Here is a 12,536-nt window from a genome sequence, read left to right as displayed (position 1 = left end):
TGCTTTTATGTGATCTCTGTTGGCGTTATGTGGCGCGAGGTGGCCTTTTTATACAAATTGATAGTCTCTTTTGTGATATCCAGTGCGGAGCGGGGTTTTTCAGGTAGAGGGAATGATGACGGATTTTGGAGAAAGTTCTTTAAAATCGACCTTAGACTGGCTGCGTTATTTGCAGGAAAGACGACAGTTTCATCCAGAAGCTCAGCGCATCCAGGGCTGTCGCTTGCGACAACCGGCTTTTTCCTGGCAGAAGCCTCAAGTAATACCTGAGGTTGGTTTTCAGGGCTGTTGCTGGGAATAACGATCAAGTCAACAGAGTCGATAAATGATACCGCCTCACTTTCTCCAATTTCACCCTTGTAGTCAATGTTCAGTTCTCTACTAAGGAGCTGATTTGCATATTGGCTGTCGTTTGTTTTCCCAGCTATTTTTAGTTGAACCTCTTTGAGCTCGGGATCGTCAAGTGCGTCTAATAATGTATGCAATCCCTTATGCGGTGCGATTGCTCCCAGGTATCCAATTTTTATCTGGGAGAGGTTGAAGTCATGATCCTTTGGCTTGGAAAACCAGGATTCGGAAAGTCCTGTTGGCAGATAGTGGGTGTTTTTTAGGCCAAAGAAGTTATCAATGCGCTTTTTCCCTGATTTTGACAGGCAGATCACTTTTTCCGCTTGATCCAATGCTGTCTTTAATATCTGATTCCTTCCGGGCCAGTCTGGCAGAGGCTGGTTGCGAGCAATAGCGTTTAACTTTATTGCTCCTTTGATTAGGGGGCGAATGGTCTGTTGTCGATACAGTCTTTGAAGCTGTTTTCTAGGGTGTGTACTCAGTATACAGTGTCGACATGCGCTAGAGTTCTCGAACCCTTGGCAAAAGCTTCCATCCTTGAGGGTAAGTGTATGTTTTGGGCAAAGCCACCAAAAATCTGTTGCCGTCACGAAATAGGGGATATTGAGCTGTTTTGCGGCGGTAAGCAGGTTTATTCCGATATGCGCTGGGTTTGCCATATGGACGATATCTGGACGGATTTCCTGGAGCAATGCGACATAGTAGTCTACATCCTCTCCATGGAGCTCCGGCCACCCATTGCTTGGTAGAGTTACCTGACGATCTTGGGAATTATTTTTACTTTTTGAGTTTTCCTGCTTTATATTTTCGGGATCACCAGCAGCGATGATCACCTCGTAGCCGTTGGACTTTAGGCCTGATGTTAAATTAGATACGTATTTTTCTGTGCCCTGCTTATATCCATACCCGTATTGCATGGTGCAGATCAGAATCTTGGCTCTTGCTTTGTCTTCCACTTTTGGGAACATCAATTGCTCGCTCAATTCTGTCATCGTTATGATTCTTTGGCTGTATCATGTCTTGTTGGCTGCCGAAGCTTGTTGCTTTTGCCAGGTATGAGGCTTCTTTCTTTACTGCCTTTCAGGTGAATATTTTTCTCAAGCGCCTTGATACGCTTTTGCTGATGCACCGAAAATTCGAGCAGCAACTTTTGACCTTGCTGGATAATTTCTTTTTCCGATGGGGCGTAATTAGATGAATCGGCATCGTTTTGGCTTGGCTTGGGGCACCCGAATTCGCGAGAAATTCTCGAGAAGGTGGGCTCGGAAATTAGCCGTGCCAGGTTTCTCTTGAAGTTGCTAGTTATCTGGCTGGTTTTTACCTGGTCGTACTGTCGTGTCATCACTTCGGAAAACCGGTGCCTTATCGGGGGGTGCGTAGATGACCAGAAACTTGCCATCGCATAGACGGCATAAATATTCGGGGTTACATTTCGTTTTTGTGAAGAGTGTTGTAGCGACTCCTGAATAGAGTTCAGTCCAATTGTCGCCATGAAGTCCGAGATAAGATTGCCATCTTTCCACTGTGCTTCGGAGTATGGCCGTACTCTTATATTTTTCTCTCCGAAAGCACGTGCCCATCTGAATACAAACCTGGGTTTTAGCCCTGAGATGTAGACCATCGGGTTAAAGAGCGCGGGAATCCATTTGATCTTTCTGTATAGTCGAAAAAAGTCTTGGTCAGATTTACTGGCTTTAAGCCTCTGCATGACGCCTGATTCCAGGTATTGATCGGCGCTTCTCAAATAAGCAACAATCGTTACGTCATGGTCGCCGAGCCATTCCTTAAATAGTTGAACTGCGGATTCACTGATACTGCAAAACATCTCTGAGCTAAGGATTAAGTGGTCGGGGCTTTGGTTTAGAATTGCCTCTAATTTCTCCCAAGCTGCTCCTTTTTTTCCAGTTAGCAGTTCTCTGGCAAGAGCCTCTTGGTGGGGCTCTTTTTCAAGGGAAGGGTATACCATCCCGTGTTCTTTTAAATGCTTGCGATTATTCTTGAGAGCTGCCTGTATGGCGGTTGTTCCGGTTTTGTCCGAACCAATATGGACGTAAATCTTCATGCCAGTTCAGCTTCTTGTGAGTAGCTATCCAGTACCTCTTTCGTCGGGCCCAGTATTTTGGCTCGGCCATTCTCGATCCACATAACTCTGTCGCACAGATTACGCAACGTTCGAATAGAGTGAGATACGAGTACGACAGTTTGTTCAGAGTTGACTCGCTTTTTTAGTTCTTTGGAAGAGCGCTCTTTGAATTGTTTATCTCCGACGCCAAGAATCTCATCCAGCAGCAGAATGTCGGGATTTGTGCGGATGGCAATGGAGAAACCCAGTCTTGCGCGTTCACCGGCGGAATAGGTGCCCACCGGTTGCTCCATCAGGTGGGGGATCTCACCGAATTCGGCGATTTCGGAAACCAGGGACTTGGCTTGGCTTATTCTCATGCCTTGCGTGACCAGCGCCATAACCGTGTTGTCATAGCCGCTCAGGTTTTTGTTGAAACCGAGATTTAGGGAGAGCAGCTGTGAACGCAACCCTTTGGCTCGCCAGATTTTGCCGGTATCTGGGTGGATGATGTCCGCCAGAAGCTTCAGCAAAGTGGATTTACCGGCACCGTTTCGGCCAATCACACCTAGGGTCTCCCCCCGATACAGGTCAAACGATAGATCCTTCAGGATGAGTTGCTTTTTGCTGAATGGGTTGAGACGACGGCGAAAAGCCACACCCACATTCTCGAATTGGAGCATCCTGTCGCTCATAACAGGGTCCTCGGGTAGTATCTATCAAATCTACGTAATGTGATTGCCCCTATCGTGTACGCGAAGACTGCGAAGAGGCAGGGGTATAGCAGGGTGTGAAGCTCTAGAAACTCTCCCCGCAAAAGTACTGCACGATAACTGTCAAATATTGTTACGAATGGATTCAGTCTCAGCAGCTCTTGTACAGATTCAGGCCTGGAGTTGATATCAAAAAATATACCTGATGTGAAAAGAATCGCTGTCATGCCGAGACTAACCAAGTGTTTCAGGTCAGGAATCAGCGGAACCATTGCCGCGGTCAGATAGCTGAATCCCAGGTTGATAAATAGCTGACAAATTAAGATCGGCAGTACAAAAAACCAGACAACTTGTGGTTCGTATCCTCCCATCGCAACGAATATACAGAGGATGGGAAGAACAAAAAGAAACCGCAATAGCATGGAGAAGTTGACCGCGGTGGGGAAAATCCATTTTGGCAGATAGAACTGGCCGAGAATCCCCTTATTGCTCGTAATGGAAGAGCTGCTGCCGGTAATCGAAGACGATGTCCACTTGAATGGAATAAGGGCGCAGATCAAAAAATATACAAAGTCGGAGCCTTTTCCTCCACCTTTAAGGCCTGTTGCAAAGGCTACGTAAAACAGTGCGGTAAGGAGAATCGGCTCAAGAACCCACCACAGGGAGCCGAGGTAGGAGTTTTCTGCGTCCGCCTTCAGGGCGCCAATTCCGCGTATCCAGATAATACTGAGGTAGTTTTTAAACATCTATTCTGACGATCTCACATTCTGCCGGGGCACGCAGCCAGTTAGCTAGACTATGCAGTCCTATCCAGACCTGCCGTTGTCTTGAATCCCTCTATATTGCTAATCTTCGCCGGGCCGGCGAATATACAAGATTTCGCAAATCAACAGTATACCCTGATCGGCATTTTCGTCGGTGCTGGTATCTCCGCGCAGGGCGCTGACTCGGTCTTATTCGTATATATGGGCATATGAGGTAATCGATTGGAAGACTCAGTCAAAGTCGTTCAGTGCTATCGGACTTTCTTCCCTGAAAGTCAAGGTGGTCTGGAGCAAGTTGTTTTCGAGATCGCGCGAGGCGCGGAAAGTGATGTTCTCACACTTACTGACGGGGGCGAGTCACAGGGCGAGCACGGTGGTGTATGTTATCGATCGGCTCGACGCTGGTTCAGTATTGCGTCTTGTTGTGTGGGCCCGGGCCTTTTCAAGCTTCTGTACAAGAAAGCAGCAGATGTTCTTCACTTTCATTTTCCCTGGCCGTTTGGCGACCTGGTCTATTTGCTTTCAGGGCGGTCCAGACCGCTGGTGGTCACCTATCACTCCGATATCGTGCGCCAGCGATTCCTCGGGGCCCTGTATCGCCCGCTGATGAACCGCTTTTTATCCCGCGCCGACCGTATTGTTGCGACGTCTCAGAATTACCTAGTTAGCAGTCCTGTATTGGCTGCGTACAGAGACAAGGTGAAGGTGATCCCCTTGGGGATCTCGGAACAAGGGTACCCTGAGCCCACTGATGCCGAGTTGGCTGCAACAGAGCTGCGCTTTGGTCGGGATTTCATGCTGTTTGTCGGTGTGTTGCGTTATTACAAGGGACTTGATTACCTGATCCGAGCTGCTGCGGGACAGCCCTACCGGTTGGTTATAGCGGGGAAAGGGCCGGAGCTTGGGCGGCTTAGGGCTTTGGCTGAGGAGCTGGGAGCAGAAAATGTGGTTTTTGCTGGGTTTGTGAGTGATGAGGAGAAGGTCGCCCTTTTAAAACTGTGCCGGGCGGTTGTCTTCCCTTCGCACTTACGCTCCGAGGCCTTCGGCGTCACCTTAATTGAGGGATTGATGTGCGGAAAACCTCTGATCTCCTGTGAGATAGGTACCGGAACCAGCTACGTAAACCAGGATGGTGAGACTGGTCATGTAGTCTCTCCGGCCAGTCCCGATGCGCTTCGTTGGGCCATGGATAATCTGTGGGGAGATCATGCGCTTGCCGACCGCATGGGACGGGCGGGTCGTCTGCGCTACGAGGCACTGTTTACCGGGGAGCACATGGCTGCCGCCTACCAAAAGCTCTACCGAGAGGTGCTCCGGGAGAGAGGTGTGGTGGAATAATGGCCAGAATTGCTGTGGACGCTCGTCCACTCTCCATTCCCACCACAGGAATTGGTCGCTATACCGACGCCATTGTTGAGCGACTGGTCAATAGTGAACACGAATGGTACTTGTACAGTCACCAGCCCCTACTTAGGGAGTTTGAATCCTCACCGAATGTGACGGTACGTTGTGGCAATGTTCGCATGTCCAGCTTGGGGTCATTGTATTCCCAGCTTGCCTTCCCCCTGTGGGCGAAGAGAGACAAAATCGAATTATTCTGGTCCCCGCGCCATCACCTACCACTTCGCTTGGCTAGTTCGATGGTCAAGGTGGTCACTGTTCATGACCTTGTCTGGGAGAGGTTTCCAGAGACCATGTCGCGGCTGGGCCGGCAGATCGAGCGGCTCCTGATGCCGCCGTCGTTGAGGGTGGCAGATGCCGTGATCGCGGTTTCCGAGAGTACGGCGAGTGAAGTAACGACATCATTTCCGGCCTGTTACGACAAGGTGCAAGCGATTCTCGAAGCGCCTTTTCTGGATATTTCAGGTGATCCCGGCTCTGTGGGGGATTACTTCCTCTTTGTCGGTACCATAGAACCCAGGAAGAACCTTGCTCGTCTTCTTACTGCATATAGTCGATATCAATCTCAAGTGACTCAGCCATTACCGTTGAAAATCTGTGGAGGCAAAGGCTGGGGGTTCCCTGAGCTGGATGGCCTTATCAGGAGTGAGGGGTTGGGGGAATACGTTGAAGTGATGGGCTATGTAGAAGATGAGGAACTGCCGACCTTGTACCGCAATGCCAGGGCTCTATTGATGCCCTCGCTTTATGAAGGTTTTGGGTTGCCGATCGTTGAGGCTTTTAGCCAGGCCACTCCAGTTATGACTTCGAGCCGCGGTGCAATGGAAGAGGTTGCTGGCGATGCGGGGGTGCTGGTGGATCCCGAAAGTATTGATGAAATGGCTGTATCGCTGGTAGCGTTGACCAACAATACAGCCCTGGTACAAGACCTTCAGCAGCGGGCGAAGGGACGGGCGAAGCTGTTCAGTTGGGACCGCGCGGCTCAGCAGACCTTATCCCTGATGGAATCTTTGCTTGTCCGGTAGCGGTGGGCATGGGCAGGCGAGTTTTACTCTAGTATTGATGCCAGTCATCCACTAAACAGGCTGGGTAGCGCCTCTGTCTGGGAGGCAGCTGTCTTATCTTCGATATGCGGCAATCTTTCCGTTAGTATCTGCAGTTGCCGTCGATTGAGCGGTTTCGGTGGTGCTTTGTAGATCGCGCTATGTAACATCTCGACGGCTTGGGCCAATTCAGGTATGCCGAGTTGCTGCGCAGCACTTTCCAGGCTCAGTGTTCGTACTTCTGGCCATCGAAGGCCAACCCACTGCCTCAGTGCAGCCTGAATTTCTTGAGGGCTGCCATTTTTGGTGAGCTCAGTGAGGTATTCTGAATCCATCGGATTTTGCGCTCTTCTGCCCTGTTTTCCTTTATCTCCGAGCGTTTCATTTTTTCTTGTATAGAAAAAATAGATGATCCACAGAAGATGAGAGGCTATAGCCGCAATCGCAACTTTCTGCCAGAACCCGGGCTCTACCTCTTGAGCAGCCGGAGTCACCGTTGGTTCTCCAGGCAGGTTTGCCCCCGGAGTAGCCGAGTCAATTACGGGAGCCCCAGTAACCCGGAATCTAAATGCGGGTAATTGTGTGGCTCGCTGCCTTCCTGTCTTGGTGTCCCACCAGGTGATGGTGATTGGAGGCAACTGATAATCGCCAGGCTTGGTAGCGACGATGGCCGTAGTTTCTATGCGGCTACCGGTGATGCCACTGGTGCCTGGGCTGTCTTCCTGCTGGGGCTGGTCGGGGTAGGTTTTGAGGCCTTCGACATTGAGTTTCGGCAGCGGTGGCAGCTGGGCTGCGCGCAGGCCTTCTGCGCGCAGCGTGATAATACGCGTGATCGGCTCGCCGACTTTGAATTCTTCCGGGTCTTTACTCCAGCTCTGTACCAGGCCAAGGCTGGCGGCGGGGAGCCAGTGGCTGCCGCTGTAGCTTTCGGGTTTGGGTTCCACCTGTATGGTTCTGGCTTCCGAGCGAAGGCGGATGCGTTGTGCGTTGCGGTTAAACAGGGAGAAGGGGTCTCGTCGCCCGGTAACGGCAATGTAGTTCAGCGGTGGTATTTGCAGCTCACCTGAACTTTCCGGGAATACCGCATAAGTCAGTTCGTATACAGCGTGTCCAACACCATTAATCTGCCGCTCATAGCGCTGTTCATCCACCTTTTCGATGTGAGCGCCGGGAATCTGTAAGGGGTCAGCGGCGATATCGTGGAGGCCGACGGTGGTATACAGGCGCACTTTGACGAGGAGCTGCTCCTGTACATGTAGTTTGTCCTTGTCGAGCTCAACCTCGAGAAATGCCTGTCGGTTGTTGCCGCTCGGGGACTGCCCGGCCTTGTTGACGGTGATCGGAATGGCGTCTGAAACCTGGCCATGAAGGTGCAATGAAGGTACGAACAGCTTGCCTTCTTTCAGTGGTGCCAGGGCTACAGTCCATTCAACAAAGCTCTCGGCGCGACCATTAAATACGCGGTACTGGTTTGACTGCTGGCGGGAAAGGATTTCGAAATCCTGTTCCAGCAGGTCAAAATCGGGCTGGCCACCGCTCTGCGAGCCGCTATAGCGAAGCGTCAGGGTGAATGTTTCGTTTATCGCCAGCTCGTTGCGGTCCACAGTGGCGGTTAATTCCTGAGCAGTGGCCAGTTGTGAGGACAGTAAAGTGCTCAGTGTGCCGACGAGCAGTAGCAAGACTTTGACGAAATTTGACATGGTCGAAGGTTGTACACGGCTTACCATCGCTGGGTAGCTCCATTTTCCGGGGGTTGCCACTCTCCGGCGCGGTAGGCGCGCCGGCGTTGCAGGCTCTCATATTTGAATTTTTCGCGCATTAGCCCGGCTGGATCATCGGGTATCTGGCGCAGCCACTGGTCCAGCGCCTGTTGCGTCTCGGGATCCAGGGGGCTTTCTTCACCCTCTTGGGTTTTTGCATTTTGCTCTTCGCCTGGCTCGCCTTCAGCGTTTTGCTGTTGCGCCTGTTGCTGTTGCTCGTCTTGCGCTTCTTGTTGCTGAGCGGACTGCTCCTGCTTGTTGCCGGACTGCTGCTGGTCCTGTTGTTGGCTGTTTTGCTGAGAGTCCTGCTGGTCCTGTTGCTGGGAGCCGTCCTGTTGTTGCTGGTTTTCCTGTTCCTGGCTGTTCTCTTGCTCTGACTGCTGGTCGCCTTGCTGCTGATCCTGTTGCTTTTGCTGCTGATTTTGCTGCTGCAGTTCCTTCAGCTTTTCAGCGATTTCCCGGTTGTGTTCGGCATCGGCCAGCTGGGGGTTCTGTTTGAGTGCTTCATCGTACGCCTTGATCGCGTCGTCGAAGCGGCCCTGCTGGGTGAGGCTGTTGCCCAGGTTGTAGAGGCCTTGAGGGTCAGCGCTTTGCGAGAAATTTTTTGTGGCGGTGTCGAATTCGCCTGCGCGATAGCTGGCGGTGCCGCGCCACTGGGGGTTTTTAAACAGTTCCGCAGCCTGTTCCGGTTTGCCCTCCTGTAGCAGTTGCTCGGCCTGCTGGTTGGGGGTTTTCCAAAGGTCCTGCCAGGTTGTTGCATCGCTTTTGGTGATCGGTAATAGCAACGCAAGGGGAAGTGCACAAGCAAGGGTACCGCGGCGGAAAAGTAGCAGGGCGATCGGCAAAATCATCAGTACTAACCAGGGGCCTTCTTCTTTCCACTGGTCGAACTGGCGCTCTGTTAGTTCAGCGCGTTCAAGCGGCGCTTCTTCCGGGAGCAGGCGGGCAATATCGCTGTCGTTGACGGAGATCTGTGCAAAGTGTCCACCGGTACCTTTCGCCAGGCTGGATAGCTCCTCGCGATCAAAGCCTGCGATGACGATGGCTCCACTGTCATCAGTGACAAAACCGCTGCCATTGGTTTTGGGAATGGGGCTGCCTTCGCCACTGCCCACCGCGAGTATTGAGAATTTTATACCGCTACCGCGGAGGTCGCTTTTTATCGTGCCAAGGGCTGCCTTGTCGATGCCGTCGGTTACTGCCAGTAATTGCCCGTGGCCATTGGCGCCATCACGAATCAGGCGTATTCCTGTCTCTACCGCCATCTCTATATTGCTACCCGGAACAGGCATGATACGAGGTGAAAGGGGCGGTACCAGATTGGCAACTGTGGCGGTATCGTCTGTAAGCGGTGCCACTACGTGGGCTTCGCCCGCATAGGCGACAAGGGCCGTCAGGCCATCTTTGCGCTGTTTCAGGATATCCAGGATCTTTAGGCGTGCACGGGTCAATCGGTTGGGAGATAGGTCGGTGGCCATCATCGATGGTGACAGATCCAGGAGAATGACGAGCGCGTCCTGATTGGTGTAGACCGGCGCGGGCAGTTTGCGCCAGGTTGGACCTGCGAGGGCAGTGATCGCGATTGTCAGCAGGGCGAAGATCAGGGCGAACAGCCACGGGCGCTTTTCGCCACCGCGCATCAATAGATGAGGGAGTAGGTCAGGATCGATAACTTTCTGCAGTCCGCCACTGGCGAGAATGGTGCGCGCCAGCGCCCAGCAGGCCAATGCTGTCGGTAGGATGAGCCACAACAGGTGTGGCCGCAGGAAGTGAAAGTCAGCGATGTCAGATGGGTTCACAGTGTCTGTCCTCCCTGTTCTGCCTGGGGAGTTCTGGTTGTCGCCTGGCTGGATCGAGTGGCGAACCATCCCAGTGCCAGGGGTACCAGGCCCCACAGTGCGGCAAGAAGTAAGGCCGCGGCGAGAGGCCAGACGTAAAGAGATTTTAGTGGGCGGTAAGTTTCCGCGTCCTGCTCCACGGGTTCCAGGCGATCAAGCTCTGTATAGATGTTTGTGAGCTCCTGGGGATTGTGGGCGCGGAAGTATTGCCCGCCGGTTTTATCCGCGATTGCCTGCAAGGTCTTGCTGTCGAGGTCGCGGGAAGGGTTTACCCGGCGTGCACCAAAGCGTGAGCCCAGTACCCCGGGCTGAACCATTTCTTCTGCGCCGACGCCAATGGTGTACACGGTAACACCCGCCTGCTTGGCGAGTTCGGCTGCTTTCAGAGGGGTTACTTCGCCTGCGGTATTGGCGCCATCGGTAAGCAGGATTAATACCCGTTGCTCCGCTGGTCGCTGAGTAAGCCGCTTGACGGACAGGCCAATTGCGTCGCCGATAGCGGTACCTTGACCGGCAAACCCGATTTGCGCCTCGTTCAGGAGGGTGTCCACGGTTTCACGATCAAAGGTCAGCGGTGCCTGCAGGTAGGCGCGGGTGCCAAATAGCACCAGTCCCAGGCGGTCGCCTTTGCGGCGCAACACGAAATCGCCAACCACATCCTTGACGGCGGTGATCCGCATGGCGGGATTGCCATTGAGAATCATGTCAGGCGTTTCCATGCTGCCGGAGATATCAACGGCAATCAGCAGGTCGCGCGCGCTACTGGTTTGGGTGATGGGTTCGCCGAACCATTGCGGGCGCGCCGCCGCCACAACGAGTAGCCCCCAGATAAGCCACAGTAGTGCGAGATTGATTCTGTTGCCGGCGGACGAACCTTTACTCCGGGGCAGCTGTTGGTAATAGGGGACTTTCAGTGCGCTGCTCAATGGCTCGCTACGCGGTAACAGCCAGCGTGCGATCAGCGGGAGCGGCAGCAGGAGAAATACCCAGGGAAATCCAAACTCAAACACCGCTTACCCCCACCGGCTTTTGGAGTGGCGCAGCAGTGTCCTGGATCTCGTGTTCGCGCACCCAATTTACCGCGAAGTCGCGAAGGGCCGCAAAATCCTGTGAATCGGCATCTTTGTGCTGGTACAGGCTCTCCAGCAGTGCCCGGCGTGCAGGTGCGTCCATTTCAAGTTGTGCGGTGTCCTCAAGAAATTTTATCCAGCGCTGGCCGGTCAGTGGTGCGCACGGGTCGCGACCATAGGCCGCAACGGCCACGCGCTTCAACACGATATTGATCGCCTCCACGGCCTGGGGCGACGAGGGGTCGATATTGTCCAGCAACCGGATACCTTCGATCCGGTAGCGATTTTTGAGTCGCTTCTGGCGCATGTGCGAATAGAGGAAGGCTGCCCCAGCTATTGCCAGCAGGATCAGCGCGCCGAGCAGCCACCACCCGGGAGCCGGGGGCCACCAGCCAATGGCGCTGGGTTCGTGAATGTCTTTGAGCTGCCCCAACAATGCCTGCATTTCCGGAGTCAGGGCGGGCTGGTTGGGTTGAGGCGCCTGTTGCATGGTCGGCAGCATCAGGTGTTCCTCCGAGCGGGGGAAGGCTGGCGCTCACCATAGGTACTCAGCAGTGTCGGTACGACTGGCTGTGTACTGTCAAAGTCCACGAGGGGCAAACGCAGCCGGCGGCACAATTGGGCCGTTTGCTCGCGAACCTGTTGTTGATGCTGGGCGAAATCGCGACGCATTTCGCGGCTGGACCTGCTGAGGAAGGTCCGCTGTTGGCCATCACTAATGGTGAGGGATTGATCCGGGATATGCAGCTCCAAAGGGTCTGCCACCCTCAGTACCTGAAGGTCTGCGTGCCGGGTCAGCAGGTACAACGTCTGCTCGCAGTGTTCGTCCAGGTCGTGGCAATCACTGATCAGGAACAGGGCGCTGCCGGGGCGGGCAATGCGTCGTGCTTCTTCCAGCAGGGTTGCGATGGACTGGCTGCCGTTTTTGGGGATCGGACTCTCGAGGTCGGAGGCGGCAGACACCATGCCATGAATGGCCGCCAGTACTGCGTGATGGCTGCGACGAGGTCGCACGGTTTCCACATCCGTGTCGGTAAACAGCAGGGCACCAATGCGGTCACCATGCTGCAGGCCAGCCCAGCACAGGGCCGAGGCGATGCTGCAGGCTGCGACGGATTTGAACGCATTCTGGCTGCCGAAAAACATTGGCGAGCGGAGGTCTAGCAGGATAACCACCGGACGCTCGCGTTCTTCCTGGAACAGCTTGGTGTGTGTTTTACCGGTGCGTGCGGTTACACGCCAGTCAATCGCGCGCACGTCATCGCCAGGCTGATAGTTGCGCACTTCTTCGAAATTCATGCCTCGCCCGCGATAGCGGGTCAGAAGATTGCCAGCCTGATCGCTGCGATTGGCTCGCGGCTTGAACAGTTTCAGCTGTCGAGCAATGTGGCGCAGGCGCACCAGCGGCGCCACCGAAGGGTAGGCGCCGCGCAGGTTGAGTTCGCTGTGGTTGATCGCTTTGTGCACTTATCGCTGTCTTAAATTGCTTGGATACAGCCCGGACAGCTGTCCGGTTTTATTTCTCCAGCCGTTCCGG

The 12,536-nt window shown here is 53.7% G+C and carries 11 protein-coding genes; 2 read left to right on the top strand and 9 right to left on the bottom strand.

Annotation, left to right across the window (positions count from 1 at the left end; all coding sequences use genetic code 11):
• Positions 1 to 5: 5 nt before the first annotated feature.
• The 4 genes from LC093_RS03260 to LC093_RS03245 are packed head-to-tail and all read right to left on the bottom strand — an operon-like array spanning position 6 to position 3,869.
• A complete protein-coding gene (locus LC093_RS03260; RefSeq protein WP_226661994.1) occupies positions 6 to 1,340 on the bottom strand; it encodes a glycosyltransferase in 1,335 nt (444 codons plus the stop codon).
• Between the two features lie 2 nt (positions 1,341 to 1,342).
• Entirely contained in the window at positions 1,343 to 2,410 is a 1,068-nt protein-coding gene (locus LC093_RS03255; protein WP_226661991.1) for a hypothetical protein, read from the bottom strand.
• Positions 2,407 to 3,105 carry an ABC transporter ATP-binding protein gene (locus LC093_RS03250; protein WP_226661988.1) on the bottom strand — a complete coding sequence of 233 codons (699 nt, stop codon included), beginning with the start codon at positions 3,103 to 3,105 and terminating at the stop codon, positions 2,407 to 2,409. The genes LC093_RS03255 and LC093_RS03250 overlap by 4 nt, the downstream gene beginning before the upstream one ends.
• Positions 3,102 to 3,869, bottom strand: coding sequence for an ABC transporter permease (locus LC093_RS03245; protein WP_226661986.1), 768 nt, complete (start codon positions 3,867 to 3,869; stop codon positions 3,102 to 3,104). The genes LC093_RS03250 and LC093_RS03245 overlap by 4 nt, the downstream gene beginning before the upstream one ends.
• Positions 3,870 to 4,109: 240 nt before the next feature.
• Here LC093_RS03245 and LC093_RS03240 point away from each other — a divergent pair, with 240 nt between their 5' ends.
• Entirely contained in the window at positions 4,110 to 5,225 is a 1,116-nt protein-coding gene (locus tag LC093_RS03240; RefSeq protein ID WP_226661982.1) for a glycosyltransferase, read from the top strand.
• The gene (locus tag LC093_RS03235; protein ID WP_226661979.1) at positions 5,225 to 6,313 is read left to right on the top strand and encodes a glycosyltransferase family 4 protein; all 1,089 of its coding nucleotides are present in this window, start codon (positions 5,225 to 5,227) and stop codon (positions 6,311 to 6,313) included. Before LC093_RS03240 ends, LC093_RS03235 begins: the two co-directional genes overlap by 1 nt.
• A 44-nt stretch (positions 6,314 to 6,357) precedes the next feature.
• Here LC093_RS03235 and LC093_RS03230 read toward each other — a convergent pair whose 3' ends face one another.
• The 5 genes from LC093_RS03230 to LC093_RS03210 are packed head-to-tail and all read right to left on the bottom strand — an operon-like array spanning position 6,358 to position 12,466.
• Positions 6,358 to 8,058: a BatD family protein gene (locus tag LC093_RS03230; RefSeq protein WP_226661977.1), complete on the bottom strand. Its 1,701-nt coding sequence runs from the start codon at positions 8,056 to 8,058 to the stop codon at positions 6,358 to 6,360.
• Positions 8,052 to 9,890: a VWA domain-containing protein gene (locus LC093_RS03225; RefSeq protein ID WP_226661974.1), complete on the bottom strand. Its 1,839-nt coding sequence runs from the start codon at positions 9,888 to 9,890 to the stop codon at positions 8,052 to 8,054. Before LC093_RS03225 ends, LC093_RS03230 begins: the two co-directional genes overlap by 7 nt.
• Positions 9,887 to 10,939: a vWA domain-containing protein gene (locus LC093_RS03220; RefSeq protein WP_226661973.1), complete on the bottom strand. Its 1,053-nt coding sequence runs from the start codon at positions 10,937 to 10,939 to the stop codon at positions 9,887 to 9,889. Before LC093_RS03220 ends, LC093_RS03225 begins: the two co-directional genes overlap by 4 nt.
• The gene (locus LC093_RS03215; protein ID WP_226661970.1) at positions 10,932 to 11,501 is read right to left on the bottom strand and encodes a DUF4381 domain-containing protein; all 570 of its coding nucleotides are present in this window, start codon (positions 11,499 to 11,501) and stop codon (positions 10,932 to 10,934) included. The genes LC093_RS03220 and LC093_RS03215 overlap by 8 nt, the downstream gene beginning before the upstream one ends.
• Positions 11,501 to 12,466, bottom strand: coding sequence for a DUF58 domain-containing protein (locus LC093_RS03210; protein WP_226661968.1), 966 nt, complete (start codon positions 12,464 to 12,466; stop codon positions 11,501 to 11,503). Before LC093_RS03210 ends, LC093_RS03215 begins: the two co-directional genes overlap by 1 nt.
• Between the last annotated feature and the right edge of the window lie 70 nt (positions 12,467 to 12,536).

The sequence above is a fragment of the Microbulbifer aggregans genome (genome assembly GCF_020524005.1).
In the GTDB taxonomy this organism is placed as follows: Bacteria; Pseudomonadota; Gammaproteobacteria; order Pseudomonadales; family Cellvibrionaceae; genus Microbulbifer; species Microbulbifer aggregans_A.
The sequence above is the reverse complement of the archived record's forward strand: the minus strand, read 5'-3'. Positions and strand labels throughout refer to the sequence as shown.